The 26,292-nt window shown below is 69.0% G+C and carries 20 protein-coding genes; 9 read left to right on the top strand and 11 right to left on the bottom strand.

Going from position 1 to position 26,292, the window contains the following annotated elements; translation table 11 throughout:
• Nucleotides 1-806: 806 nt before the first annotated feature.
• The 4 genes from WMF28_RS31765 to tnpC all read left to right on the top strand — a co-directional run bounded on the left by WMF28_RS31765 (nucleotide 807) and on the right by tnpC (nucleotide 3,537).
• Nucleotides 807-935, top strand: coding sequence for a hypothetical protein (locus tag WMF28_RS31765; RefSeq protein ID WP_437597152.1), 129 nt, complete (start codon nucleotides 807-809; stop codon nucleotides 933-935).
• Between the two features lie 167 nt (nucleotides 936-1,102).
• A complete protein-coding gene (gene tnpA, locus WMF28_RS31760) occupies nucleotides 1,103-1,444 on the top strand; it encodes an IS66 family insertion sequence element accessory protein TnpA (RefSeq protein ID WP_437596411.1) in 342 nt (113 codons plus the stop codon).
• The gene (gene tnpB / locus WMF28_RS31755; RefSeq protein ID WP_437597151.1) at nucleotides 1,441-1,812 is read left to right on the top strand and encodes an IS66 family insertion sequence element accessory protein TnpB; all 372 of its coding nucleotides are present in this window, start codon (nucleotides 1,441-1,443) and stop codon (nucleotides 1,810-1,812) included. The genes tnpA and tnpB overlap by 4 nt, the downstream gene beginning before the upstream one ends.
• A 120-nt stretch (nucleotides 1,813-1,932) precedes the next feature.
• Entirely contained in the window at nucleotides 1,933-3,537 is a 1,605-nt protein-coding gene (gene tnpC / locus WMF28_RS31750; protein ID WP_437597150.1) for an IS66 family transposase, read from the top strand.
• Between the two features lie 1,206 nt (nucleotides 3,538-4,743).
• Here tnpC and WMF28_RS31745 read toward each other — a convergent pair.
• A complete protein-coding gene (locus WMF28_RS31745) occupies nucleotides 4,744-5,091 on the bottom strand; it encodes a hypothetical protein (protein ID WP_437597149.1) in 348 nt (115 codons plus the stop codon).
• Nucleotides 5,092-6,610: 1,519 nt separating this feature from the next.
• On the bottom strand, nucleotides 6,611-8,521 hold the full coding sequence (locus WMF28_RS31740) for an aldo/keto reductase (protein ID WP_437597147.1): 1,911 nt from the start codon (nucleotides 8,519-8,521) through the stop codon (nucleotides 6,611-6,613).
• 1,036 nt (nucleotides 8,522-9,557) lie between these two features.
• Between WMF28_RS31740 and WMF28_RS31735 the strand changes: the two genes are divergently transcribed.
• Entirely contained in the window at nucleotides 9,558-10,451 is an 894-nt protein-coding gene (locus WMF28_RS31735; protein ID WP_437597146.1) for a nucleoside hydrolase, read from the top strand.
• Nucleotides 10,452-11,687: 1,236 nt separating this feature from the next.
• On the opposite strand, the gene WMF28_RS31730 is transcribed toward WMF28_RS31735, so the two are convergent.
• The 3 genes from WMF28_RS31730 to WMF28_RS31720 all read right to left on the bottom strand — a co-directional run bounded on the left by WMF28_RS31730 (nucleotide 11,688) and on the right by WMF28_RS31720 (nucleotide 14,957).
• On the bottom strand, nucleotides 11,688-12,095 hold the full coding sequence (locus WMF28_RS31730) for a hypothetical protein (RefSeq protein ID WP_437597144.1): 408 nt from the start codon (nucleotides 12,093-12,095) through the stop codon (nucleotides 11,688-11,690).
• 302 nt (nucleotides 12,096-12,397) lie between these two features.
• The gene (locus WMF28_RS31725; RefSeq protein WP_437597143.1) at nucleotides 12,398-13,471 is read right to left on the bottom strand and encodes a cyclase family protein; all 1,074 of its coding nucleotides are present in this window, start codon (nucleotides 13,469-13,471) and stop codon (nucleotides 12,398-12,400) included.
• 202 nt (nucleotides 13,472-13,673) lie between these two features.
• A complete protein-coding gene (locus tag WMF28_RS31720; RefSeq protein ID WP_437597141.1) occupies nucleotides 13,674-14,957 on the bottom strand; it encodes a PAS domain-containing protein in 1,284 nt (427 codons plus the stop codon).
• A gap of 385 nt (nucleotides 14,958-15,342) precedes the next feature.
• Here WMF28_RS31720 and WMF28_RS31715 point away from each other — a divergent pair, with 385 nt between their 5' ends.
• The 3 genes from WMF28_RS31715 to WMF28_RS31705 all read left to right on the top strand — a co-directional run bounded on the left by WMF28_RS31715 (nucleotide 15,343) and on the right by WMF28_RS31705 (nucleotide 17,341).
• On the top strand, nucleotides 15,343-15,732 hold the full coding sequence (locus WMF28_RS31715) for a hypothetical protein (RefSeq protein WP_437597140.1): 390 nt from the start codon (nucleotides 15,343-15,345) through the stop codon (nucleotides 15,730-15,732).
• Between the two features lie 386 nt (nucleotides 15,733-16,118).
• On the top strand, nucleotides 16,119-16,718 hold the full coding sequence (locus tag WMF28_RS31710; protein ID WP_437597139.1) for an HdeD family acid-resistance protein: 600 nt from the start codon (nucleotides 16,119-16,121) through the stop codon (nucleotides 16,716-16,718).
• A gap of 197 nt (nucleotides 16,719-16,915) precedes the next feature.
• The gene (locus tag WMF28_RS31705) at nucleotides 16,916-17,341 is read left to right on the top strand and encodes a CBS domain-containing protein (protein ID WP_437597137.1); all 426 of its coding nucleotides are present in this window, start codon (nucleotides 16,916-16,918) and stop codon (nucleotides 17,339-17,341) included.
• 132 nt (nucleotides 17,342-17,473) lie between these two features.
• On the opposite strand, the gene WMF28_RS31700 is transcribed toward WMF28_RS31705, so the two are convergent.
• The 5 genes from WMF28_RS31700 to WMF28_RS31680 form a co-directional block, all read right to left on the bottom strand.
• Nucleotides 17,474-17,929, bottom strand: coding sequence for an HAD hydrolase family protein (locus tag WMF28_RS31700; RefSeq protein WP_437597136.1), 456 nt, complete (start codon nucleotides 17,927-17,929; stop codon nucleotides 17,474-17,476).
• 176 nt (nucleotides 17,930-18,105) lie between these two features.
• A complete protein-coding gene (locus WMF28_RS31695) occupies nucleotides 18,106-18,507 on the bottom strand; it encodes a hypothetical protein (RefSeq protein ID WP_437597135.1) in 402 nt (133 codons plus the stop codon).
• A gap of 26 nt (nucleotides 18,508-18,533) precedes the next feature.
• Nucleotides 18,534-19,685, bottom strand: a complete 1,152-nt coding sequence (locus WMF28_RS31690) for a zinc-dependent alcohol dehydrogenase (RefSeq protein ID WP_437597134.1) — start codon at nucleotides 19,683-19,685, stop codon at nucleotides 18,534-18,536.
• Between the two features lie 99 nt (nucleotides 19,686-19,784).
• Nucleotides 19,785-20,234, bottom strand: coding sequence for a sigma 54-interacting transcriptional regulator (locus WMF28_RS31685; protein ID WP_437597132.1), 450 nt, complete (start codon nucleotides 20,232-20,234; stop codon nucleotides 19,785-19,787).
• A 627-nt stretch (nucleotides 20,235-20,861) separates the two neighbouring features.
• Nucleotides 20,862-24,074: a hypothetical protein gene (locus WMF28_RS31680; RefSeq protein WP_437597131.1), complete on the bottom strand. Its 3,213-nt coding sequence runs from the start codon at nucleotides 24,072-24,074 to the stop codon at nucleotides 20,862-20,864.
• Nucleotides 24,075-24,538: 464 nt separating this feature from the next.
• Here WMF28_RS31680 and WMF28_RS31675 point away from each other — a divergent pair, with 464 nt between their 5' ends.
• On the top strand, nucleotides 24,539-24,901 hold the full coding sequence (locus WMF28_RS31675) for a hypothetical protein (protein ID WP_437597129.1): 363 nt from the start codon (nucleotides 24,539-24,541) through the stop codon (nucleotides 24,899-24,901).
• Nucleotides 24,902-25,046: 145 nt separating this feature from the next.
• On the opposite strand, the gene WMF28_RS31670 is transcribed toward WMF28_RS31675, so the two are convergent.
• On the bottom strand, nucleotides 25,047-25,946 hold the full coding sequence (locus tag WMF28_RS31670; protein ID WP_437597127.1) for an FAD-dependent oxidoreductase: 900 nt from the start codon (nucleotides 25,944-25,946) through the stop codon (nucleotides 25,047-25,049).
• Nucleotides 25,947-26,292 lie beyond the last annotated feature (346 nt).

Below are 26,292 nucleotides of genomic sequence, written 5' to 3'. Positions count from 1 at the left end.
GAGTAGGCGGCCCGAGTGGACGGCCCGAGCCGCGAAGGGCGCATTTTGTCGCGCCAAAGAGTCGAGCCAGCAGGGTACAGCTATACGGTAGGATGCCTTCCGCTTGGTGCTACGTCACGGTAATCCCAGGCGTTTCAGGCGTGGAAGACCTGCCTCATCGCATAAGGCCCGTTCTGTCGATGAGCTCGCACCGTCGGACTGCACGAGTCAGGAACGGCTCCGAGAATCTTCTTTGCGGAACGCGTTTGCTTGTCCTATCCGCCCTATCCGCTCATGACCGACACCAGCATCTCGTCGACGCACGTCCCGTCTGGTCGCGCCCGGCGCGCCGCCCGTCACGGCGACGCGCTGGCCCTCTTGCTCCTCGGCGCCCTCGGCCCGGTCGTCGGATGCGCCGACGACGAGCTCGCGCTCGAGGCCCCGGTCGAGACCTCCGCTCAGGAGCTCACGCGCATCCCCAACATCCCGGACGAGGCCCTCCAGAAGACGCTGGCTCCCCTCCGAGCTCTCGAGGTCCCTGGCAGGGTTTACATGAAATCGGGTCGCCGTGGAGGGCGCGGCGTCCCCTGTGTTCCTCAAGGGAGGCGCCTACCGGAACACCGAGCCCGGCCAGTTCGCCCACGCCGACAACGTGAGGCTGAACGGCAACCTGCTCTACCGCCGTGGGTTCGATCAGGGCCCTTACAACTTCCCGCTCGGGCACCTGAACGCAGCGGAGCACACGCTCGAATTCTCGCTGGCCGCCAGCGGCTACGATCCTGCCCGGGTACGGCGCCGATCAGGACAGCATCCGCGACCACTTCACGGTGCTCTACGAGTGGTCGCCGCCGTACGACGTGCACACGAAGCTCACCGCGGCGTTCCGGCGGACGACGGACGAGTCGAGGTTCTCGTTCCTGGATCACGCCGTGGCGGCGGCGCAGGGGAGCGGATAGGACAAGCAAACGCGTTCCGCAAAGTCAAGATTCTCGGAGCCGTTCCTGACTCGTGCAGTCCGACGGTACGAGCTCATCGACAGAACGGGCCTTATGGTATCCGTTCGGCGACCACCATGCTGTCCTGGAGCACCGGCGCTGCGTAAAACCCCGAGCCGGAGGTGTCGATGAACGAGAGCACACGCACCTGGCGCGACCGAGTGGCGCGCTGGCATAAGAGCGGGCACTCAGCCCGCGTGTTCGCGGAGAAGGAGGGGGTCAACCCAGGTACGCTCTACTCCTGGAGCCGCCGACTGGGGATGAAGCGGAGCGAGTACCGGCACCGCTCGGACGCGGCGAAGCTGCCTTCATTCCTCCCGGTGGTGGTAGCCTCCCCGGAGGCGACGGCGCCCTCCTCGAGCGCACCGCTGGAGATCGTCTTGCCGGACGGAGCGGTCGTCCGCGTCCCGCCGTCGTTCGATGAGGTGATGCTAGCGCGCGTTGTTCGTGCGCTCGGGGGGGCGCGATGATCCCTGGCCGCGTCTCGATCTACGTTGCCACCGAGCCGCTCGACTTGCGCCGCTCGTTCGATGGTCTCGCTGCCGTCGTGCGCGAGGTGCTACGACAAGACCCGCTCTCCGGAGCGCTGTTTCTCTTCTTCAACCGGGCAGCCGACCGCTGCAAGGCCCTTTGGTGGGACCGCAGCGGGTACTGTCTACTTTACAAAAGGCTTGAGCGCGGGGCATTCCGAGCCCCGCGTGCCGTCACTCCGGGAGCCACAAGCGTCGTCATCGACGCCGCCGAGCTCGCGAAGATCCTTGAAGGCATCGCGCTTTCGCCTTCGAAGTTGCGGCGAGAGGTCCGGCTCGCCGAGACTGCCTCGCCTCCAGCCCCCTGATCCTACCTGATAGCTCTGCCTTCTCGCGGGTAGCACCCATGGATGCATTCCCGTGAGAGGCAGTAATTTTCCTCAACAAACCCCTTCAAAAAGCAGGAGCTCACGAGTACTTACCGCGCCGTGAGCAAGCCGATCGAGGAGCAGATTCGTGAGCTCAAGGACAAGCTCGCGCGCGCTGCCCACGAGCGGGACGAGTACCGCAAGCTCTACGAGCTCGCCAGCATCGAGCTGGAGCGGCTTCGCCGGCACATCTTCGGCCAGAAGGCCGAGCACGTCGACCCCGGGCAGATGCAGCTCGCCTTCGACGCGATCGTGCAGCTGCTCGCGGGCGCCGGTGCGCAGCCGGACGCGGGCGCGACCAGCTCGCCGGACGGCCGCGATGGCGCGGCGCCGAACGGCTCCTCCGGAGGCGGGGACAAGGGGCGCCAGGTCCGCCCGCACGGACGGCAACGCCTGCCCGAGCATCTGCCTGTCGAGCGGATCGAGCTGTTGCCGCCGGAGGCGCACGATGAGCGCGCGACCGCGCTTGTCCGCGTCGGCGAGGAGATATCGGAGACGCTGGAGTGGCGGCCCGCGAGCTTCGTGCGGCTGCAGATCGTGAGGCCGAAGTTCGCGGTCAAAGGGGAGCCCGAGCAGGGCATCACGATCGCCGACGTCCCCGACAGCCCGATCCCGCGCTGTCTCGCCGGTCCGGGTTTGCTCGCGCACGTGCTGGTGAGCAAGTACGCGGATCACTTGCCGCTCCACCGGCTGGAGAAGATCTTCGAGCGCTGGGGCCTTCACCTCTCGCGCTCGACGCTGTGCGGCTGGGTCGAATCGTGCGCCAATAAGCTCGCGATCCTCGTCGGGGCGATGACCAACGATGCCCTGAACGCGCACTGCATCGCCATCGATGCCACCGGCGTGCTCGTGCAAGCAAAGGACAAGTGCCGGCGGGGCCACTTCTGGGTCCTGGTGGCGGACCGAGAGCACGTCCTGTTCCGATTCACGCCCCATCACAACCAGGATGGCCCGAAGGCGTTCCTTCGCGGCTACAAGGGCTATGTCCAGGCCGACGCCTCGAATGTCTACGAGCAGCTCTACCGCACCGAGCAGGTGACCGAGGTCGGTTGCTGGGCCCATTGCCGGCGGAAGTTCTTCGAAGCGATGACCTCCGACCGGGACCGCGCGACGGTAGCCATCGGCTTCATTCGCAAGCTCTACGCGATCGACAAGGAGACCAAGGAGCTGCCTCCGAGCCGTCGAACCGAGCAGCGCCGGACCGATGCCGAGCCCGTGCTCGTGGCCTTCCGCGTCTGGCTTGAGACAGAGGATCTGCTCGTCCTGCCGCGGAGCCCCATCGCCGGGGCCATCGGCTACGCGCTCAACCAATGGTCCGCACTCACTCGCTTCCTCGAGGATGGGCGGCTTCGCTTGGATAACAATCGGAGCGAGCTTGAGCTCCGTCGTGAAGCCGTGGGCAGGAAGAACTGGCTCTTCGTGGGCAGCAAGGACGGCGCCGAGTGGAACGCCACCATCGTGTCGCTCATCGCCTCCTGTGCGCTGCACGGCATCGAGCCGTGGGCCTACTTGCGCGACGTGTTGATCCTGTTGCCAACCTGGCCCCCCGAGCGGGTCATCGAGCTCGCTCCCAAGTCCTGGAAGCAGACCCTCGAGAACGCCGACGCTCGGCAGCGGCTCGCGGCCAGTCCGTGGCCCCGGGCGCCAGCCGCGACGCCCAGCTGATCGCTGCTCTGCGTCGCCGTCCACTGCCGCGGGCATGGACGCCGCCTTGCCGCCCGCCGGGCGCGTCGCTCGCCGGCTTTGGGGTGCTGGTGCCGCCTCTTCGATGCTCGCGCGGTCGACGCATGGCTTCCGGCGCCTCGTCGACGACTCGGGCCCGGCAGCGGCATCGGCGGCACGCGGCTTCGCCGCCGCGCGCCTGCGGGCGACGTGCACGCGGGCGGCGACCTCGGCGTCGACCGCCGTTTCCTCCGCTCGCTGCTGGGCCCAGCCACCCTTCGTCGCAGACCGCTCTTGCTCTCGCATCGCGTCGCGAATCTACGGCGACGGCGCGCACCACGCGAGGATGGGGTCTACAGGACGCATACCCTTATGCGATGAGGCAGGTCTTCCACGCCTGAAACGCCTGGGATTATCGCGACGTAGCACCAAGCGGAAGGCATCCTACCGTATAGCTGTACCCTACTGAGCCTCCGCAGTTGCGCCATGGCGTCGCCAGGCATCATCGCGGAGAGAGGTGGATCGCCCGCGCACGCCCTCGCGCTTGCCTCCCCGGCACAGGACTGCTGCATGCCGACAGCACTTTGCCGGAGGCCTCCGGGGCGCTTCGGCACGCAAGCACCACGCGCGGGCGATCTCAGCAGAGCCTGCGGGCGTGGGCGAGCGGCAAGGCTTCGGCAGCGAGTCGACGCGAGCGGCGGGCTCGACGTTCAGTCCAAACTTGCTCACCCCTCCGATGCCACCGGCAGCCCGAGCAACCGACCGATCGCCTCGTGAACGACCCGGGCCCCTACCTCATCGCCAAGGGCGACGGCGCGGCCCAGGGTGCTGGCGAGCGAGGCGACCAAGGCCGCCCGAGGCGACGGATTGGTCGCGGCGAGCTCCCCAGCGTAGGCCGCGGTGAAGGGCTCGCGGCATCACCGGTCCCACCGTACGGCCACGCTGCGCGCGCTGGTCGACATAGAACACCTTACGCGATCCACTCCCCTCCTGGAAAAGCGACGCTGTATCAACAGCTTGTCCATGCATCTACGGGGCCGCTTTCACTCCACAACCTGCGGGCTCGCCGCGCCACGCGGGACGCGCTGATTGGGCGTTGGGGGAAAGCCCCTTGTTCTGGTTGTGCCACAGCGAAAGTGGCGCAATCTGCGTGTTTTACGCGATATTCGTCGCTTCGCGATCTCTCGCCATCATGGCGGCGCCCCGACGTCATTCGGTATCCCAGTCGCAGCGTAGGAAATGGCGCTGTTGCCGGAAGATCAATGCCGCGTGCCTGCCGCGAATGCCGAGATGAAACTGCGGCCTGTCAGCGTCCGCGCGCTTGCGAAGTGCAAGCACTTGCTGTCCGGCCATGCGCCAGAAGGTCGGCTCCAGATAGGCTGGGGCTGGTTCGTCCTGCGCCGAGTAGGTGATCGCGACGAGCTCGCCCTCGCCGCTGTAGTTGACGATCAGTGTGACGCGCGTAGTCGAACAATGAACGCTGTACGTTGCCTGAGCGAGACGCGGCCAAGCCAGTACTCCGAAAGCGACGAGGAGCGCGCTGAGCAGCTGATTCACGGGTCGCGCGCCAGCAAGCTCCGTGCCGCAGATCGATGACGCAATTCACGCGCGCGGACGCCTCGCCGCGTGCGTGAGCAGCCACCGCCCGTGGCAAAGCAACCACGCATCCGCCGCGGCCGGTGAAGCCGAGGGAGATGGAAATCCAAACGTTTCGGAGACGTCAAGCCCCACCTTTGGGACCTGCCCTGGATCGACAGAGCCTTCTTCTATGCGATCCGGCCCTCCTCTTCGGCGGCGCCCCGGGACTGATCCAATCCGGAGCCTCTTCGAGATCCACCACCCCGGCGCTGTGGTGGATCCACGGCGGCGCTTTCGTGATCCACCGAGCGCGGCGCGCACATGGATCTCGACCGCGACAGGCTGGTCATATCTCGCACCTTTCTGCGAGATTTGCACTGACCCATCAGTCACAGTTGGGCGGCCGAGACCCCGAGGCGCCACCACGTCTCCGGCGAGACGGCGCTCCCACTCGCCTCGGGGTCGAGGGCGCAACCGCGCGGCGCACAGGCGTCCTCAGCGAGACAGCGGTCCTGCCGCGCGGCGTGGAGTTCGTCCACTCGCTCAGGTTGCCACGTGGCAACCGCCGCGCGCCCTGCTGCGGCGCTCTCGCGAGATCCACCTTGCTCGGCGGGTCGTCGTGGAGGGTGCACGCAGCATGCCGGGTCCGCGGCGCGCGCCCCAAGTGGATCACGAAAGCGCCGCAGGCGGCGCCCTCAGGTGGCGGCGCGGTGGATCAGCTGGGCGCCGAAGGGTGGATCAGAGGTAGGGCGCCGCTGAAGCCTCCTGGAACAACGACGCTATATCAATCATTTATCCATGCATCGACGATGAAGCAGCCCTGAGGTCAAGGGCTCGAGCGCTCTCTTTGCGCGGCGGGCGGGCTTCGGCTCGGCAGCGGCGGCGCTCGGCGTCGTCAGTGCAGGTCGTTTCGGCATGGACCTCTCCCTTCGCCCTGGTGGGGCGTCGTTCCGCTTGTGCTTGAGCGCCTCATCGCGTCCGCAGGAGCGAGCTGTGGCTCGATCGACGATCCGCATTCACAGGCCGGCGGTCGCCCTGGTGGCCTGGATGCATACTGGGGTCCGAAACGGGACCGTGGAGGCGCATTCTAGGGAACGGCATGTTCGACCCACAGGCCGAGCACCCTCGATGCTTCCGTGCTCATCCACGTGGCCCTCTTTCACGCTCCCAGCGGCTAGGGTCGGGAGGTGCTGTCAGCAACTCCCGCAGCGGAGGCTCCCGTCACAGTTCGCCAAATCCCCGCTGCAGTACCTTGAGCTACGCAAACGAAGGGTCCGGGCGCCTACGAACGAGCGCCTGGGCAACGTGATCGTCGCCGGCGAGGACGGGAACATCGTCGCGGACCCGCTCCTCTCGGATCTCCTCGCCGGCGACTGCCACCTGAGCGACGGGTCGCCCGCGCTGACGGCCGGTTGCCTGGGCGAGGACGGCGCCCGGCGCGTCCCCGCGGGGGCCCACGGGGGGCGCTGCGCGCCTGGTAGCTCTCCATCGCGGGCGCTCACTCGCCCGGGAAGAGCTCCTCGGCCGTCATGTACTTCGCCCCGAGCGCTTGCGCGAACTCCCGGTCGCTTTCCATATCGCCGACCATAACCAGGTGCTCGCGCGCGAGCTTATGGCGCTGGATCAGCGATATCCCGAGCCCCGGCAGGGGCTTGCGGCAGAAGCAGCCGACCGGAAACGCCGGGTGCGGGCAGTACACGACCTCGGCCACGGGCAGGCCGAGGAGCTCGATCGTCCGCGAGAACGCGGCCAGGACAGCCTCTTCGGTCACCGATCCTTTCGAGATGCCGCTCTGGTTTGACACGAAGAAGAGCGCATATCCGTCGTTGACCCAGCGCTCCAGGACCGCGCGCCGACCGGGCAGGAGCTCGACGTCGTCGGGGTCGCGCGGGTAGATTTCGCCGCTCTTTGTCCTTCGCAGCGTGCCGTCGACGTCGAGGAGCAGGCCCTTGCCCGTGAAGAGCGGATCAACGCGCCGGGCAAACGGGATCTCCTCGACCACCGAGAACCCCTCATCCACGTGCGGCGCCTCAAAATTCGCGGCCCACCGCGAGAGCGCCTGCGGCGGCGGCAGGTTGGGATCCTCTTTGCCGAGCGCTTTCATGTCCTCCGGCCCGAGCAGCTTGCCGTGGCGCTCGAGGACGCGCAGGACGACGTTCGCGTAGGCCTCGTTGATGGGCGTGGCCAGGTACCGGCACCGGACCGGCACGCCGTGCGCGTGCGCCATCCGGAGCACCGCATAGCGCGACGCGCGCGTGCCGTACGTATTGTCGAGGACCACCCGCGTTTGCCCCGAGGTGAGCAGCTCTCCGAGCTTCTTGACCACGCCGTCGAGCGCGCCGCCGAGCTCATCGCGGTTCAGGCGCGCGTACCCTTTGGCCGTGTAGCGGGCGACCTCCGACGATTTGCCTGCCCCTTGAATGCCCATGACCACGACCACCTCGGGCGCATCGCCCGGGCCTTCGCCGGGCTCGAGCTTGCGCAGGCCGGCGGGGATCACGGGGGGCGCGACCGAGGCCAGCACATCGGCCGTGGGCGCAAAGCTGGTCTTCGAGAGGTCGGCTCGATCGCGCGCGCCAAAGGGGACCCGGAGCGCGCGCAAGCAGGACTCGACGCTCGCCCGCTTGGTCGCCCCGAACAGGGGAAGGACCGGGGGGCCGAGATCGAGCAGGGCCGCGAGGGCCGCCTCGTGGGGCGTGATGCTGTGCCGCGCGGCGATGGGCTTGATCGCGCGGTTCTTGAGGAGGCTATCGACCTTGGCGTGACCGCCGAGCGGCCGGTGGGCGAGGAACGGGATGCCCATGTGCTTGGCGAGCTCGATGAGGCCTCGGGCGGCGCTGCCGCGATCGAGAACGCTCAGCTCCTCCTGGATGGCCCGCACCGGAAAGTGCCGCTCGGCCTGGCGGACCACTGCGATGGTGGTGTTGCTGAGGCCGAGGTGCTCGATGAGGCCCTCTTTCTGGAGCTCGGCGAGGGCGGCGAGGCTCTCTTCGAGGGGGGTCTTGGGGTCGGCCACGTGGAGGAGGAGCATGAAAATCCGCGAGACGCCGAGCGCCTTCAGGCTGCCCTCGACCGTGCGGCGCAGGTGGTCGCGGCTGCCGTTCGGGACCCATCGCCCTTTGGGTCGGGTGAGGCCCGCCTTGGTGATAACGCGCACGTCGTCGCGCGGGCCGGACCAAGCGTCGAGCGCCTTGCGGACGAGGCGCTCTCCATAGTGGACCTCGCGGTCGGTGAGGCAGTAGGAGTCGGCGGTGTCGAGGAGGCGTATGCCTTGATCGAGGGCAACGTGGATGACGGCGGTCGCGTCCTCTTCCGAGGGGCGCCCCTCCGTGGCCAGCCGGAGCAGGCCGAGGCCGAGGGGAACGTCGAGGGGGCCTAGGACACCGTAGGGCGAGGGGGCGGGAGTCACGGAGACGCTGACGTAGCCAGGTCCGCGGCTCGATGCAAGCGCTAGCGCTGATGTTGCAGGGGCTCGGCGGCGTGCGCAGCGAGCGGCCCTCGACGGGCCTGGCGCTGGTGCTCGCCGGTAAGCTCGCGGTGCCTGCGTGGGCGGATAGGACAAGCAAACGCGTTCCGCAAAGAAGATTCTCGGAGCCGTTCCTGACTCGTGCAGTCCGACGGTGCGAGCTCATCGACAGAACGGGCCTTATGCGATCAGGCGTGGTCTTCCACGCTTGAAACGCCTGGGATTACCGCGACGTAGCACCAAGCGGAAGGCATCCTACCGTATAGCTGCACCCTACTGGCATGATGCGCCGTTGCCGCAGCCAGAACGGCGGATCGCTGATCGCCAGGCCGTTGCCGAAGACGGGCTGTACGGTCTCCCTTCTCGTCATCGCCACCACCCTCGCCGCGGGGGCGGGATGCACCGCTCCCGACCGGCGTTTCTCGGACAGCGGCGCGGGCGGCGGAATGGGCGGCGGTCCGATCGATGCGCAAGGCGGCGGGGGCGACGCCGCATCCGGCGGGGGCGACGGCGGGGGCGCGTCCGGCGGGGGCGCGTCCGGCGGGGGCGGCGGAGGTGATCCTGGATGCCAGATCCCGCCAGACGGCCCCACGCTCGCCGACGCCATCATGGTGGCTGCGGGCGGCAGCCATACGTGCGCGATCCGGCATGACGGCTCTGCGCGTAGGCAAATCAAGCCGGATCGCAGCGCGAGGAAGTGTAGCGCAGCAAACCGAAGGGGTGGGACCGCGAGCGTCGTGATGGCTCGGTCCTGGGTGTTACCGAGCACGCTCCTTGATGGGCATGACCGTGCAGGTGGAGGCCGGCCGGGCGCTCGGATTGCCGACGTTCATGTTGTTCCAGGGGAAGCAGTCCCGGAGCACGCACGACGACGTGATGGTGCCCTGGGCTGGAATGCCGAGCCGATACAGCTCCTCGAGCCGCCTGTTTCGAGCGGCGGCTCGTCGGGTGATGGGATAGAGTAGCGGTCATGCGGCGCATGATCTTTGAGATGGAGACCTCGGACCCGGACGACTTCATGACGCTGCTCTGGCTCGCCGATCACCCCGGCGTCGAGCTGCTCGGCGTGCTCGTCACGCCCGGCTCGCAGGACCAGTGCCAGCTGGTCCGCTGGGGGCTCGATCGCTGCGGCCGGCCGGATGTCCCGATCGGCGCACTGCACGGTCCGTCCTGGTGGGCGACCAGCGATGGCAAGAAGGCGCGTGTCTCCGGCTTCCATCACGCGTGTTACGGCGAAGGCATCCTCCAGCACCCGGTCGGCGAGGTCGCGATCGGCCCCGCGCTGCTTGCCGAGCTGCTGCGCGATCCGGACGCCACGGTCCTCGTCGGGGCGGCGCCCAAGAACATCGGCAAGGCGTTCAAGGACGTTCCCGAGCTCAGGCTCGCGCGCTGGGTCCAGCAGGGCGGCTTCGCGGGCGATGACCTGGTCGCCGAACCGCTCGAGAAATTCCGCGGCCGGCTCACCTGCCCGAGCTTCAACCCCGGCGGCGCGCCCCGGGAGACGCTCGCGCTGCTCGCTTCACCGCAGATCGACCAGCGCGTGTTCGTCTCGAAGAACGTGTGCCACGGGGTCGTGTGGACCCCATCCATGCAGGACGCGCTGAATCGCCGGATCTCGAGCAATCCGTCGCGGGTTGGTCTGAGGATGATGATCGACGCGCTCGACCGCTACCTCGACGACAAGGGCGTCGGCAAGGCGATGCACGATCTCGTCGCGGCCGCCTGTGCGCTTGACGAGCGCGTCTGCGACCTCGCCGAGGTCGAGATCTATCGAGCGAAGGGCGAATGGGGTGCGCGCGCCGTGCAGGGGACGCGCACGCGGATCTCGATCGGGTTTCACGAGGAGCGCTTCCTCGACGTGCTCGGGCGCTGATCGGCAGCTCGGGCGCGCGCCGCTGCTCGCCGGCGGAGCCCTCCTCACTGGGCCGCGCAGGACCTGCGCAGGGCGCGCGCCTCGTCGATGTACGCGGCGAGGGCGTCCTCTGCCGGCTCGTCCGGGCACGCGGCCTCAAACAGTGGGACGTAGGCTTCGCTGAGCGCCGGTTGATGACTTTACGGACCGCCCCAGCTCGCGCGAGATGTTCCGTGATGGATCTCGCGGGACTGTTCCGCGGCGCCGATCCGTCGCGATCCGTCGCGTCCCCGGGGATTTGGGGAGAGCCCGCACCGCGATGGAGTCCACGCGGATAGCCCCTCGGTCGAAAGCCTGTCTTCCGATGCTGGACGAGCAGACATGACTTCAGCGTTCCGCAAAGAAGATTCTCGGAGCCGTTCCTGACTCCTGCAGTCCGACGGTACGAGCTCATTGACAGAACGGGCCTTATGCGATCAGGCAGGTCTTCCACGCCTGAAACGCCTGGGATTACCGCGACGTAGCACCAAGCGGAAGGCATCCTACCGTATAGCTGTACCCTACTGGCCGAGGACGACCGCGGCGGTCGGCTGCGACACCGCGACATGAGCATCGACGAACGCGGAACACACCGTCCAGGGCATCGCAAGAGCGAAACCGGGACGGATGGGGCCTCGACCTGGCAGATCGACACGAGCGCTGCAACACGCCGCATGACTACATTGCGGACGGCAGGGGCGCGACTCGAATACTACTATACGTCGAATTCACGAACTGACAAGCACATCGCACAACAAACGAGAAGACCGGAGTACGGGGGCTGCACAAACTCGAAAAGGACATGGACCGCGGCGCCCAAGCGTGGTGATCCGTCCCAGTCTTCGACTGGCCACGTCTGTCGAGGGCGACACCTCACCGGCCCAGGAGGTCGTCGAGAGCCCGCGTGGGCGGCCCGGTCGCCGGCCCACAAAATCGTTCATTCTCGCCAGGTTACAAAAATCGTCGCCGGCCGGTCACGAAAGGTGAGCCGCGTCTGGCTCGCCTGAGCACTGTAGAGGGCGGGTCGGGGGTCGGTCTGGGATGGAGCGTGGTTGGCGGCGGTTCCCCCTGCGGCGGCGCCGCGGGTGACTTCGGATCCTCGTCTCCTCACGGAACATGGGACACCGCGATGGATATCGCCGGACGGAGGACACCTCGATGCAGATCGCAGACGGCGCATCAGCGCGCGTCTGGGGGCTGCGCCCATCGCGACCCGCATCAACGAATGCGCGCCGGTGCTTCTCGGAGGTAGTCGAGCAGCCGGGCCTCGTCGCTGCCGATCATCCGATCGATGCCGTCCTCGCGGAAATGACGCTGGATCTGCAGCGCCCCCGCGGTCGTCCGCACGAGGATGGCGACGCGCCGGAAGCGGCCCATCACGGGCGGCCGAATCCGCTGCATCGCCGCCTCGAACTGCGGGTCGTTCCGCCCCACCGCGGCGCGCAGATCGATGAGCAGACACAGCCGATGGCGGTCGACCCGGTCGAGCGCGCGGCTCACCTCCATCCACAGCTCCTCGAACTGCGCGACAGACTCGGACGGCAGCGCGCTCCTCGTGACCCGGGCGATCTGCGAAGCCGGGTCGATCGTCACCGTGTGGTGCGCGTTGCGGAGGAGCTCGAGCATGGCCGACGACCATTCTATCAGACCCAGAGCAGCCGAGCGAGCGAGCGATCCCGAGCACCCCGGGTGAAGCTGCCGAGTTCGCCGATGCTGCCTGGCTCTTTCTTCGACGCCGCCGGAAGAGACGCCTCGGACACGTACTGGAAACCTGCTCGGCGAGCCCCACCGCGTGAATCACTCTGACGCGCAGTGGCAAGTCCTGGACAGGAGCGGCGAGGGATGCGCTCGGCCGGCGGAATGCTCCAGGGGCCCTCAACTCTTCGCCGGGTGACGCGGGCGCGCGCGGCGCCGGCGCGCCGATCCGCTCACCGGATCGCGAGCGGGATCCCTGGTGATCCGGACGCGCCCCGGAGGGGCAGCGGGCTGTAGACGTAGAAGAACTCGTAGGGGCTCTTGTGGCCGTGGGGCCGCTCCTGGAGCTCCGCGGCCAGATCCGCGGCCAGCTCCGAGAGCACCATCACCTCGTGCATGAAGATTCCGCTCTTCACCAGCAGGTGATGGTGCACCGGGAAGATCACCCCCGGCGCCACCGGAGGCTTCGGCGGGAGGACCTCGATGCCGAAGTTGTCCGACCCGACGCAGGCGATGCCCTTCGATGAGAGCCACTTCGCGACCTCGAGCCCGATCCCCGGCTGGGCCAGCCCCACGCCCGGCTGCGTGTAATACCCCTCGGTGCCGAGCTCCCAGTTCTCCTCCCAGCCCGTGAAGATCAGCACGACGTCGCCGACGCCGATGTCGCGCGCGTCCATCTTCTGCGCGCGCAGCGTCTTCATCACCATGGGCAGCGTGATCTCCTGGCCGAACGCGAGCGTCTCCCCGCCGTTCGCGTAGCGCTTGACGTCGAGGAGCACGCCGCGCGTGACGAGCGGCTTCACCTTCTCGACGCCGAGGTGCGCGAGCCCGTCCTCCGTGAGGATCTCGGCGCCAGTGAACTGGTTGTAAAAGAGCGCGTCGGCGGGGTCCGTGCTCCCGGGCGGGATGTAGCCGAAATGGCCCAGCGCGTCGAACTCCGTCCCCATCTGGCCGAACTCTCCGTGCATCACCTCGGAGTTCGTGACCTGCTGCTGGATGACCGCGGTCGGCCCGGCCTCCACGGAGAGCCCCTGGTTGCCCGGGAACGTCGGCATCCCCGGCTCGTAGACGTGACCCAGACGATAGACCTTGCCCTCCTTGATCAGGCGCTTGCCCTCGAGGACCTTGTCCGGCGTCTGCGTGTTGGAGGCGCCCGCCTCGTCGTCAGGGCCCCACGGCGAGGGGCCGGGCACCGGATCGTAACCCTGCAGCATCGGCACGCCGCGGGCTAGCGCGGCCCCCGCGACCAGGCTGACGGCCATGGTCACCACGATCGCGCCACGTAACGGCATCACTCTAGGCTTCATACGCAACCTCCTGGGTCACATCGCACGTTGTACCGACAGCGCCTCGCGCTCCCGTCATGGGCGCGGGCGCATGTCATCACTAGAGTACACCGTCAGGGGCGCCAGAAACCTGCTCTCACGAGGTCGTCGCGGGCTCCGCCGACGCCGTGAAGGCCCTGTGCGTACCCGCGCACACCCGATCTCTCGGTGGGAGCGCGCTCGGTCACCAGCGGAGCTGGCGCCCGAGCGCGTAGGCGATGCCGCTCTCCAGGGTCCCTTTGGTGACGATGCCGCTCAGATCGGCGCCCATCGTCGTGAGCGTCTGCGCGATCTGCGGCTTGATCCCGGTGAGCACGACCCGGGTGCCCAGCAATCCCGCGGCTCGGGCCGCGTCGACGAAGGATTGCGCCACGCGCTCGTCGACGACCTTCACCCCGGTGATGTCGAGGATGGCGATCTTGGCCTGCCGGTCGGCGATCCCTTCGAGCAACGTCGTCAGGATCTGCCCGGCGCGCGCGGGGTCGACGCTCCCGACGATCGGCATCGCGACGACGCCAGGCGCCAGCGGCAGGAGCGGCGTGATGAGCTCCTGGATCGTCGCCTGCTGCATCTCGATGAGCTGCCGCTGCATCTCCGCGCGCTCGGCCTCGGCCTGCTTGGTCCGGCTGATGTCCACCGAGATCGTCCCGACCGCGTAGATCTTCCCCTCGGCGTCGCGGATGGGGAACTTGGTCGACAGGTAGGTGCGCGGACCGTTCGGGTAGACGAGCACCTGCTCGGATGCGCCCGGGCGTCCGGCGGCCGCCACCTCTTCATTGGCCTTTCGTATCGAGGCGGCCGCCGGCGCCGGGAGAAGGTCGTAGACGACCCGCCCTAGCAATTCCTCGCGACTCATCTTGTAGAACGACTCGATTTCGCGGTTCACGAGGAGGAGCCGGCCCGCGGCGTCCACCGCGACCACCATGGACGGCGTGTATTCGAGGAACGCATGGAGCAGGCTCTCACTCCGCTCGAGCATCTGCTCCGTATGCTTGCGCGCGTTGATGTCGTGCGCCGACCCCAGCATCCGCCGCCCCGGTCCCTCCGGATCGCGGCCGAGCGCGACGCCTCGCTCGAGGAACCATCGCCAGCCGCCGTCGCGACCGCGCACGCGGTACTCCACCGTCGCCTGCTCCCCGCTCTCCGAGGCGGCCACGCGAGCCCGGTACTCCTCGATGCGGCCGATATCGTCCGGATGCACCATCGGGGACAGGCCGTCGCCGCGGGGCGAGTCTGCCGCGGCTCCGCCGCCCTCTCCGATGAGATCGGCGAGCTCCCGGTTACAGTAAACGTACCGCCCCTCATCGAGATCGAGCACGTAAATGAGGCTGGGCAGCGCGTCGAGCAAGCGCTCCGGGAAGCCGCGGCCGGCCTCCTCCAGCTCGGCGACGCGGGAGCGCAGGCGCTGCACTTCCTTCTGCAACACGTCCAGCTCCGCCTCGAGCGCCACGGTCTTCTGCGCGTCCATCTCCCCTTCAGGGCGATGTTATCCCAGCCTCGGGCTGAAGTGGGTCACAATTTTCCTGAGTATCCGCGTTCCAGCACGATCGCGCGCGATGCCTCGTCGAGCCCGATGTCGGCGCGGGGGAATGAGCAGCGGAGCGCCCAGCGCAGACAGCGAGAGAAGGAGTCGGACGTTCATTCTTGCACCAGCCCGAGGTGGTCGAGGTTGAAGCCCGCCGAGGCCGGGGGAAAGCACACCCAAGCGTTTTTGAAACGTCAAGCCCAAACTGCAGGACCTCCGGGTTGACAGTCTCAGCGTCTCTGCGATATCGGCTGCAGGTGCGCCGCCGGAGCACACGGGGAGTGGATCCATGCGACGATTCGCGATCTCTCGTTGGCTGATAGCGTGCTTGGCGAGCTGTACGTCGGCGCCGCCGTCGACGCCGGGGGACGGGGGCGTCGAGGGGCCTCCGCCCCCTGCGCCGTCGTGCCCGACCCAGAAGCTCGCGTTCACCAGGGAAACGGGGTGCGTGAACGATGGATCTTTGGAGTTTTGCCTGCCGTCGGACGACGCGGCGCTCCTCGCGCGCGTGCGGGGCATCGCGCCCGCGATCCGGGCCGGCTCGTCGAGGGGCCGCGCCAGGTGCGATGTGCCCGCAGAGACCCTGTACTTCTTCCCCACGGGAGACGCCGAGTGCACGGCGCGCCATGGCGCGCTCGAGGACGGGGCATGGGACCAGGTTTGTCGTATCGCCGCGCTGGCCGAGGTGCGGGAGATCGTGCCGACGTGGTACGAGTGAGCGCGGGCGCGCGCTCCTGCGCTGGCTCGCCGGCTGAGCGGCCCGGCCGCGCGGATCGCTGGTAGAACCATGCCGCGGGGAGGGCCGGCCGCCGTCCCCCCGGGCGTGAGCGGGGAGGGCCGGCCGCCGTCCCCCCGGGCGTGAGGGGGTGAGCAACCTGATCACGGGCGCGCGAGACCGGCCGCCCTGGGGTCACTTGACACCGCTCGGGGGCGGCACCTTGTTCGCCGTGGCCCGGCCCCTGCCGTGCCTCGCCCGGCTCATGCGCTCTCGGCGGAGCGCATGGCGTTCATTGCGGCGAGCAGGCACGCCGGTGAGGCGCTGGGCTTCGATTCACGGTCACGGTTTCGGCGAAACTCCAGCTCCGGGAAGAGGAGGGTACACACATGGCTGATCGCTGGGAGGACCCTGTTCGTACGACGAGCTTCGGATTGCGACTGGTCGAGCCCCATACCTTGCGGGAGCACCGCGGCTCGTTCATCGGGCTCGGCATCGCCCTCCTGGTGCTTGGCGCTCTCGCGATCCTCATGCCCGTGATCGCCTCGCTGGTCACGGCGGTCGCCATCGGGGCCGTGCTGGTGGCGAGCGGCGTGTTCCAGGGCGTCCACGCCATCCAGCACCGGCGATGGGCCAACTCCGGCTGGTCGCTCGCGAGCGCCCTGATCCAGCTCGCCGCGGGCGTCCTGATCATGGTCTTCCCGGTGACGGGCACGGTCACGCTGACCTTGATCCTCGCGGCCTTCTTCTTCGTGGAAGGCTTCCTCAAGATCGTCCGCGCGCTCCAGCATCGCGAGATGCCCGCCTGGGGTTGGCTCCTGTTCGACGGGCTGCTCGCGCTGGCGCTCGGGGTCCTGATCTGGTGGGGCTGGCCGAGCACCGGGGCGTGGGCGATCGGGCTGCTCGTCGGCGTCGACGTCCTCGTCAGCGGCATTTCGATGCTGCTGATCGGCACCACCGCGCGACAGCGGCCGGTGGCCAGCATGTGACAGGCGCCCCGGCCCGGAGACCGCGCCCAGCGCGCGTCCTCGGGGCGCGCGGGGCGGTCTTCGGCGGGGGATGGCGAGATGGCCGATCGGAATGTTCAGACCGAGGAGGGCCACGAGCGGGCGGCGCAGACGCTGGGTTTGCGCCGCGCGCCGCCCGCCGGGGGCGCCCCGCCCGGCGGCGGAGGAGGTCGAAACCGATGCGCGTCGATGAGATCATGACTCACCCGGTCTTCACGGTCGCTCCGACCGATTCGGTCGAGCGCGCCGAGCAGATGATGAACCGCGAGAAGATCAGGCACCTGCCCGTGACCGACGGCGGCGTGCTGGTCGGGATCGTCAGCCGGCACGACGTGCTCGAGGCGTCGCCGCCGAGCATCAGCGTGCCGTCGGAGGACGACGAGATCGAGTACAAGGCCAAGCTCCATGTCGCCAAGATCATGCACGGGGTGGTCGAGACGGTGCGCCCCGGCACGGACGCCGCCGAGGCTGCCGCCAAGCTGTTCGACCTGAAGATCGGGTGTCTCCCGGTCGTCGACGATCGATTCCACGTCGTCGGGATCGTCACCTCGTCCGATTATGTCCGCCTCGCCAGGGACCTCTTGAGCCAGAGGCGCGTCGCGTAGGCGGGGCCGGGCGCCGCGGACTGCACGACGTGGGACATCGAGGTTCGCCTCCGACACGCATTCTCGTGCGCGGCCGAGCTGGAGCGGCTGCTTGCGGGGGTGGGGGCGTCATGGCGCGTTCCCCCTCGTCCCTCACTGGCCGCCGCCGCCCGTGGCGAGCAGCCCGGTCTCCACGGCGTGCGCGAAGCCCTCGTCGGCGTTCGACAGCGTGATGAAGCGGGCTTGCCGCTGCACGACGGCGCGCGCTTGCCCCATGGCGATGCTGAGCCCGCTCTCCCGGAACATGAGCACATGGTCGGGCAGCTCGCCGATCGTGGCCATGGCCGCGCCGGAGAGGCCGAGGCGCGCCGAGAGGGTCCTCGCGACCTCTCCGGAGTTGGCCCGCGGGTGCATCACCTCGATGCAATGGGGCGCGGGGCGTGACGCAGAGAAGAACGCGCAGGCCCCCTGGAGGCCCGACTCGCAGCGCTCCAGCACCTCGGCGTCGTCGCTGACACCGACGATCTTGACCGCGCAGTCCACGACGCCTTCCCAGCGCTCGACGACCCCGGGGACACACCGCGTGACCGCCTGCTCGCGCGCGACCATGCCGCCTGCTCGGCGGCGCCGGACATCACGCGCCGCATGCCCGAGCTCTCCTGGCCTTCAGCTTCCATCGATCCAGTGCGCATGCGCTCGGCTCCTCGCCGCCATGGCCCCGGGGGCCCTGGTCCCGATCCGGCATTCGCGTGTGCCACGCTGGATCGACGCGAGCACGCCTTTCGTCACGCGCGCTGTGACGCCGTGCGCCTGGGCTTGCCTGCCCTGACGGCCCGCCTCTTGAGTCCATCGAAGAGGAGCGGGAGGCTCTCGATCACGTCGACCCGATCCGCGATGAACAGCGCGACCCAGTGGGAGAGCCGGTGATCCGGGACCTTGTAGGCGATGCGGCGCAGCACGCCGCTCGCTCCTCTCGGCGGCAATGCCGTGCTGAACACCGGCGTCGGGCGGGCGCGCCCGGGGTGTCTGAGCAGCGGCCCCTCGATCGGCTGCTGCTCGGGCTCGAGCCAGTGCGCGCTCGCCAGGATGCGCGGCGGCACCTCCCTCGGGACGCCGGGCCTGTCCTCGGGGCAAAGGTCGACTCCCCAGTACGGCAGCTCTCTCGGCAGCACGATCTCGGCTTCCATGATCGCCTCCTCCTCGATGGCAGAGCTCACTTGGCCCCTCGCGGGATGAGCACGCATTTGAGGATCCCGTCGGTCCTCGCCGCGAACACCCGGTACATCTCCGCGGCCGCCTCGAGCGGGACGCGGTGGGTGATGAGCGCCCTCGGGTCGATGTTCCCGCTGCGGATGTGCTCGAGCAGGCGGGGCATGTACCGCTTCACGTCGCACTGTCCGGCCTTGATCGTCAGCCCCTTGTTCATGGCCGCGCCCACGTCGACGAGGTTCCACGGCGGCCCGTAGACGCCGATGATCGAGACCCTCCCGCCGCGGCGGACCGACTGGATCGCCCAGTTGAGGGCGACGGGCGACCCGGCCTCGAGCTTGAGCGCCTTGCCCAGCACGTCGTGCAGCGCCGAGCCGTTCGCCTCGAGGCCGACCGCCTCGATGCAGACGTCCGGCCCGCGGCCGTCGGTCATGTCCCGGAGCGCGGACACGACATCAGGGGTCTCGCTGAAATCGAGCGTCTCTGCCTTGTTGTGCCGGCGCGCGAAATCGAGGCGGTAACCGACCGAGTCGACGGCGATGACCCGGCGCGCGCCGAGGATCCAGGCGCACCGCTGGACCACGAGGCCGACGGGCCCGCAGCCGAAGACGGCCACGGTGTCCGCGGGGCCGATGTCTCCCATCTCCGCGGCCTGGTACCCCGTGGGGAGGATATCCGAGAGAAAGAGCGCGTCCTCGTCCGAGAGGTCGTCGGGGATCTTCATGGGGCCGACGTCGGCGAAGGGGACGCGGACGCGCTCGGCCTGGCCGCCCTGGTAGCCGCCGGTCGTGTGTGAGTAACCGAAGATCCCGCTGGCGAGCGTCGTGAGCGGGTTCGTGTTCTCGCACGCGGAGGTGCGCTCTCGCTGGCAGAAGAAGCACGTCCCGCAGGCGATGTTGAACGGCACCACGACGCGGTCGCCGCGCTTCAGGGTCTGCACGGAGGCCCCGAGCTCCTCCACGACGCCGGTGAACTCATGGCCGAAGATGGTCCCCACGCGCGTGTCAGGCACGTAGCCGTGATAGAGGTGCAGATCCGATCCGCAGATCGTGGCGCGACTCACGCGCAGGACCACGTCGTTCGGATGTTGAACCCGAGGCTCCCGGTTTTCCTCGACGCGGACGTTCTTCGGTCCATGGTATGTGAGCGCCAGCATTCGCACTACCTCCCACGCTGTTCGATGGGGCAATGCAAGGGCTGAACCAGGCGCGCGCGCTCGTGGGTGCACCTGGCGTAGGCATCGGCTCTCCGGGCTTCAAGCGCCCAGCCTCAGGACATCAAGGACATCGCTGCTGACGCCGGCGGCCCGGGCGCCGTTCGCCCTTTCATCGGTCGTTCGTCTTCTTCTTCTTCTCGCGGCCCCGGTGAAGGCCCCCGCCTCGTGGCCGAACAGCTCGCTCGCGAGCACGCCCTCGGCGAAGACGCTGCAGTTCTCCGCGATGAACGGCCCTCTCGCGCGCGGGCTGTGCTCGTGGATCGCCCTGGCCGCGAGCTCCTTTCCGGTCCCGGTCTCGCCGACGATCAGCACCGGCACGTCGGTCGCGGCGACCCGGGCGATGCTGGCGCGGAGGAAGCGCATCGGCTCGCTCTCGCCGACGAGCACCGTGTCGTGCGTGCGCGCCTCGGCCCGCAGGCGCACGACCTCTTCGCGCAGCGCGCGGATCTCCGGGAAGCCCTCGATATCGAGCCGGAGCGGATAGGACAAGCAAACGCGTTCCGCAAAGTCAAGATTCTCGGAGCCGTTCCTGACTCGTGCAGTCCGACGGTACGAGCTCATTGACAGAACGGGCCTTATGCGATCAGGCAGGTCTTCCACGCCTGAAACGCCTGGGATTACCGCGACGTAGCACCAAGCGGAAGGCATCCTACCGTATAGCTGTACCCTACTGGAGCCTCCCCTGACGCACGTCCACCCACGCTCCCCGTGGCGAGGAGCCTCCCCTGACGCCCATCCACCTTCGCTCCCCACGACGAGGAGCCTCCCCTGACGCACGTCCACCCACGCTCCCCACGACAATCGTCGAATCCCTGCTCTCTCCGGAGACCGCTCCCGCCGGGAATGACATCCAGGCCGTGACCGAGGCGCTCGGGGCGCGCAGCAGGACAAGCGCCGCGCGCTGCGGATCCCCGTGCTCCAGAGCCGCGCCGCGGAGATCGAGGACGGCGGGCGGCGAGGGATAGCGCTCGGCTCTCACGGGCCCGCGGGAAGAACTGCGCATCGCGCAGTTCTTCCCACATCGGTCCAGGCCGTGCCTGGTCCGGGTGCAGGGGCGGATAGCCCCTGCCGGGGCCTGGGGCAGGGCCCCAGCTCCGCGCGACCTCCTACCGGCCGTCACGAAGCGACGAAGCGCTTCCGCCTCCGGCGCGCGACGGCGAGCCCGCTCATCGCAAGAACCACGAGCGCCTCGCCCATGTGAGGCGTGTCGCCCGCCGCGCGGTAGGAGCAGGCGCCGCCGCTGCCGCCGCCGCCGCTGCCGCCATTCCCGGCGGTTCCCCCTTCGCCGCCCGCGCCGCCGGCGCCGGCCATTCCACCGGAGCCACCGCCGCCGCCGCTGCCGCCGCCAGCGCCGCCGCTGCCCGTCATGGTCGGCGTCACGCAGACGCCCGCATCACACGCGCCCGACGCACAATCCTCCGCCACGTCGCACGCCTCGCCGAGCTCTTGCGGGACGCGAATCAAACGCGTGAACACGCGGTATGCGGAGAGCGGCGCTCCCGGGGCGAAACGCGCGTAGGTGACGAGCGTCTTGCCATTTCCACGCGAGGCGAGCGCCGGCGGGCCCTCCACCTCGGGGTCGTTCGCCACGTTGAACGTCTCGAGGATCGTGCCGTCCTCGCCGACACGCGCCCCGAAGAGGTCCGGAGGCATAACGCCCGCCATGTCCGGAGGCGAACGCCACGCGACGACGAAGCTCTTGCCGTCGTGGACCACCGACGGGCAAACGCCGTATGCGTTCGTCGCGTCGTGCCAGGAACAGGGTTCGATTTCCAGGCCCGGCACCGTGGCGAGCACGAAGCCGCCCGGATCCAGCACCGTTCCATTGTCGTCGACGCGCGCGGCGCGGAGCACGGAGCCCCCCATCACCGTCTCCGGCCAGACCAGGAGGTGGACCGAGCCCCCGTACGCAATGGCGCTCCGCCCGACCTGCTCCGTCGGCGCCGAGATCTGCAGGCGCATCGGATCCAGGAGGACGCCCGCCGCCGAGACCCTCGACGCGACGAGGTCATTGCCGTCCACCCCGTCCCTCCATGCGAGGAGGAAATTGGTGCCGCCGTACGACAACGTCGGCAAGATGGTCCCGAAATTGCCGGACTCGTCGACGAGCAACGCCGGCGGAGCCGCGAGCGTGCCGTCCGGCAGCACCCGCGCCACCGAAATGCCCTGACCATCGTCGTTCGCGAGGAGCGTCTGCGTCCCGTCCGAGGCCGCCGCGATGGGGTCGTTCCAGTGCGAATTCGACGTTACCGGCACGGCGAGGGGCGTCGCGTCGAGCACCACGCCGGCGGGGCTCACGCGCACGACTTGCGGCTCCCAGGTCGGGGGATTGTAGTCGGAGAGGTAATCGGCGTGGAGAAGGGTGACGACGTGATTCTGCCCGTCGAATACCGTTCGCGGCGCGACGTCCCAGCCCACCGCCTTCCGGATCTGGATTCCGCTCGGATCGAGCACGTCACCGGACGCGCTCACCCGCGCCGCCCAGACATCGGTGAGGTATTCGTTTCCAGGAGAGGCCGCCTGGTCATAGTCTCTGGTATCCGTCCAGACGAGGAGGAAGTTCGTCCCGTCGAACGACACGTCCGGCGTGATCTGCGCGTTGGCGCTCTTCGACACGACGATCCCCGGGACATCGAGGGTGGCGCCCATGGGATCGACACGCGTCGCCGCGATGAACGTATTCATGGGGGGCCCGTCGTTCACGTCCCATACGGTGGATGTCGCGAGCGAGGGCGAGGGGGCCACGGTCATGTCCGCCTCGATGGCGCCCGGCGCGAGCAGCACGGGCGCGGTATCGAGGACCGTCGCCCCTGCGTCGACGCGGACGCGAAAGGTGCCGAGCACGTTGGAGCCGTCCGAGTAGACGCCGACCCCGAAGAGCACGACCGCGTTCGTCCCGTCGGACCCGACCGAGGTGCCGTAGAAGTAAGAATCCACTTCTACCTGGTCCGCGACGAGGATCCCCGCCGGGTCGAGCACCGTGCCCGCCGGATCGACGCGCGCCGCGCCCATCGATTGCGGGCCGAAGAGCCCGTCACGCCGCGTCCAGGCGACGAAATACGAGCCCGAAAGGAACGCGACATCCGTTTGCTTGTCGGCGGGCTCGTCTCCGGTGAGCGGCGGGCTGATGGCGAATGGCATCGGATCGAGCAAGGCGCCCTGCGAATCGACGCGCCGTCCCCAGATACGCCCGTCACTCCAGACGACGAGCGAGCTGCCCTGTCCGGCCGACGCGACGGCGGGGTTGTTGAAGGGGGTCTCGAGGGGAAGGCCCAGGCTGGGCCCGACGAGCACGCCACTCGGGTCGAGGACCGCGCCCGCGGGGCTGACGCGCGCGAGAGAGGTATTGAAGAGGTCGCTCCAGACGGCGACGTAATTCGTTCCGTCGAAGGCCACGTCAGGATATACCCCGCCCCCCGGGCTGACCTGGAACTGGCTCCCCACGAGCTGGCCGTTGGCGTCGACCCGCCTCGCGTAGATACCGCCGACCCCCTCGTAGACGACGAGGAAATCTTCCCCGTCCGAGGCCACCGCTGGCCTCGAGCCCGCCGCGATCGGGATGCCATACGTATCGAGCACCGTGCCGTCGTGCTTCACGCGGGCGGCGAAGACACGAGCCTCGTAGGCGCGCTGGTCGCGCCAGGCGAGCAAGTACTGGCCGCCGCCATACGCGATGGCCTGATGGTCCTGCGGCTCTGCGGCTCGGGTGAGCACGGGCTGATCCAGCCCGGTTTCCGGCGAGACGAGCGAATCGAGCACCGCCGGATAGGTGGACGCTTCGAGGACCGCCGCAGGCACGGACAGCTCGATCGCGCCCCCCGCGACGCGCGCCGGGACGCCGGTACGGGCCCCATACGCGTCGATCCAGGTGGCAATCCCGAAACGCAAGCCGAGGTGCGTCGCCGGATCCATGAAATGGTGACCGGACGCCGTCTCCCCCGTGTGCTCCATGCCGGAGACCTCCACCCGGACCAGGAGATCGCCTGGCCCTTCGGGCCGCTCGGCGAACGAATACGACAGCTCCACGCCTTCCCTCGTGTTGCGCAGGTGCTCCTCCACCGCGCCATGTGCAATCGCGAGGTGCCCGTCCGGCGCGACGCGTGGGTTCGCTGCGCCCGCGAAATCCTGGCCGCCGCGCGTGATCGTCACGGTGCGGAAATGTGCGGATGCCCCGACGCTCCGATCTGCGGGCCGATGCGCGACCTCGAAAGCGCCCGCGTGGAACCGGACGTCGTACGCGTCGCCGCCGCCCACGAAGGCGTCGGCTTCGGGCCGGTAGGCGAGCCGGAAATCGCGCACCACCGCGTCGAAGTCGGCGGGGGCATCCATGCGTGTGGGGAGCGCGGAGGACCATCCGGCAGACTGCCCCGCGCCAGAATGTTCGCTACAGGCAGGCAGCGCGCCGAGTCCGACCGCGAGGACGCCGAGCCCCCGCGCGACGCAGCGAATCATGCTTGCCTCGAGACTCACAAAAGAACGCTTTCTCATGAGCTTCTCCCAGGAGGCCCGCCGAGACATCGCACGGCTGGGCAAGACGACATATTTTGGTAACCATGGACCCTACCAAACAACCCCCGAGGCATCGGCGCGTCAAGGCCAGTACGCAGCCGAAATGATGCGCAGTTCGGGATGGACGGCGGGGAATTCTGCTGTGGCCGCTGCCTTCGTCGCAGCGCGTAAACGCCCTCGGTTCGACGCTCACGACGAGGCGTGACGCCGTCCCGACGCTCCACGCTCCTTTTCGCTCGGCCCGCCGCCTCCCGCGCGCCTTCCATCTGCCCCTGCGGCTCACCGTGCGAGAGCTCGACCGGCGCATCGCAGCCGCCGAGCTGGAGCTCCACGCCATGAAGAAGCAACGCGACGAAATGGTCGCGCAGGAGGAGGCCGCCGCGACATCCAACCTCGGCACCGTGGTGCGCGCCATCCAGGCCGCCATCGTGAGCTATGCGACCAAGGTGGTCGGCATGGTCGACGAGGACGACCCCGCGACGCTCGAGACCGTCCGGAGGGCCCTCCGCCCGCTCGACGCCCACCGCGAGTCCGGCGCCCGGCGCGCGCACGGCGGCACCAAGGGCGAGGCGGCGAACGGCGCGACGGCAGCGCCGGCGACCGGGGCGGGCGCGGAGGGCGGCGGAGCGACGAGCGCGCCGGCCTGAGGCCCGGCGGAGCGCGGCCAGAACGGCCTGTTGCACACGCACCACGCGTCCCTGGAGCCGCCCAGGCTCCCGGAGCGGCGGTCGGAGACAGGCGCCGAGCTGCGGGCATGGCTCTCGTGCCCCCCCCGGAGCTCGCCATGCCGTGTCAGGAAGCCGTGAGCCGCGCCGAGCTGCCGCCGTCGCGGGCCGCATTGAACACCTCGCGGCCCGACTCCATCACGAAGTCGAAATCGACCCACGCGGCCGCGAGGGCCTCCTGGCCACCGGGAGCCAGGCCGAGCTCGGCCGAGAAGGGGTGGCTGTCGTGATCATCCCAGTCCACGCGCAGCGTGCCAGGGAGCGGACCGAAGCCGCGCAGCGCCGTGACCCTGGCCTTCGCCTCCACGATCGCCTGGTAGGCCCGCCGGCGCCGGACCTCGCCGAGGACCTCCACAGGCGCGCCGAGCGCCCGCGCCGCTTGCAGGCCGGACATCGTGGCGGCCTCGATGCAGCCGAGATCGTAGCCGGTCCGGGTCCAGTCGCCCGCGACGACGAGGCCCTCGAACCCCGTGTCGTCGGGCGCGATGCGGTGCTTCTGCGAGCCAGGCACCGACAGCACGTAGCGATCCGATGGGCTCGCGTTGACGCGCAGGTACTGCGCGCGCAGGCGCTCGGCGCCGGCGCGCCCCTCCGGATCGAACAGGGCGTCCCAGCGCACGCCGCCAGCGGCCTCCCGTCCGGCAGGCCAGATGTGCCCCAGGTCCTTCTCCAGGAAATCGAGCGCGGTGCGCTCCAGCGCGGCGAGGTCGTCCACGCGCGGATCGCGCGCCGCGACCGGATCGTCGCCATGGCCGAGCTGCCCGCACGCGTAGAGGATCCCCTGCACGCCCTCGCCGGCGCGCCAGCCCTCGACGGGAGCGAGATGCGACATGTCGGCCCACGTCTCGAGCGGCATCCGGTAGGCGCCGACGATGGGCGCGTGCGCGCTCGTGCCGAGCCGACCGACGGGCTGGCTCACCCAGAGCTGCAACGAGACGGTGCGCACCGTCTTGACGTGCTCGATCATGCGCCGCCATCGCGGGCTCGCCCGTTGCGCCGAGAGCGGACGGGAGATGTCTCGTGCGAGGCTCGGATGGGCAACGTCCTATCGCCTGTGTCCTGGCGCTTGCGGCCGGCGGACGCGCGAGCGAGCATGCGCGAGGAGAGACACATCGCGGGGCGGAGGCAATGAGAGGAGACGAAGACCCCCGCCGCGCAGCCTGCGCTCCCCGAGCTGCCGAAGATCGGTTCTGACCGCGCGAGGCGCTGCCGAGACGTTTGGTGCCAGGACAACCAGCGCGTGCAGCGTGACGGGACGACGGGACGGCCATCACGAGGTGCTTGACTTTCTGATCGCGCTTGGACTTGCTAGC

Origin of the sequence: Sorangium sp. So ce590, from assembly GCF_051521365.1 — a bacterium.
GTDB lineage: Bacteria > Myxococcota_A > Polyangia > Polyangiales > Polyangiaceae > Sorangium.
Note: the sequence above shows the minus strand (reverse complement) of the source record. Positions and strands in the feature narration are given on the sequence as shown.

What these genes read in the sequence shown, in the direction of transcription:
- tnpA (WP_437596411.1), top strand. Translation starts at nt 1,103, where the DNA reads ATGAACGAGAGCACACGCACCTGGCGCGACCGAGTGGCGCGCTGGCAT.
- tnpB (WP_437597151.1), top strand. Translation starts at nt 1,441, where the DNA reads ATGATCCCTGGCCGCGTCTCGATCTACGTTGCCACCGAGCCGCTCGAC.
- WMF28_RS31735 (WP_437597146.1), top strand. Translation starts at nt 9,558, where the DNA reads ATGATCTTTGAGATGGAGACCTCGGACCCGGACGACTTCATGACGCTG.
- WMF28_RS31730 (WP_437597144.1), bottom strand. Translation starts at nt 12,095, where the DNA reads ATGCTCGAGCTCCTCCGCAACGCGCACCACACGGTGACGATCGACCCG.
- WMF28_RS31725 (WP_437597143.1), bottom strand. Translation starts at nt 13,471, where the DNA reads ATGAAGCCTAGAGTGATGCCGTTACGTGGCGCGATCGTGGTGACCATG.
- WMF28_RS31720 (WP_437597141.1), bottom strand. Translation starts at nt 14,957, where the DNA reads ATGGACGCGCAGAAGACCGTGGCGCTCGAGGCGGAGCTGGACGTGTTG.
- WMF28_RS31710 (WP_437597139.1), top strand. Translation starts at nt 16,119, where the DNA reads ATGGCTGATCGCTGGGAGGACCCTGTTCGTACGACGAGCTTCGGATTG.
- WMF28_RS31705 (WP_437597137.1), top strand. Translation starts at nt 16,916, where the DNA reads ATGCGCGTCGATGAGATCATGACTCACCCGGTCTTCACGGTCGCTCCG.
- WMF28_RS31700 (WP_437597136.1), bottom strand. Translation starts at nt 17,929, where the DNA reads ATGGTCGCGCGCGAGCAGGCGGTCACGCGGTGTGTCCCCGGGGTCGTC.
- WMF28_RS31695 (WP_437597135.1), bottom strand. Translation starts at nt 18,507, where the DNA reads ATGGAAGCCGAGATCGTGCTGCCGAGAGAGCTGCCGTACTGGGGAGTC.
- WMF28_RS31690 (WP_437597134.1), bottom strand. Translation starts at nt 19,685, where the DNA reads ATGCTGGCGCTCACATACCATGGACCGAAGAACGTCCGCGTCGAGGAA.
- WMF28_RS31680 (WP_437597131.1), bottom strand. Translation starts at nt 24,074, where the DNA reads ATGGATGCCCCCGCCGACTTCGACGCGGTGGTGCGCGATTTCCGGCTC.
- WMF28_RS31670 (WP_437597127.1), bottom strand. Translation starts at nt 25,946, where the DNA reads ATGATCGAGCACGTCAAGACGGTGCGCACCGTCTCGTTGCAGCTCTGG.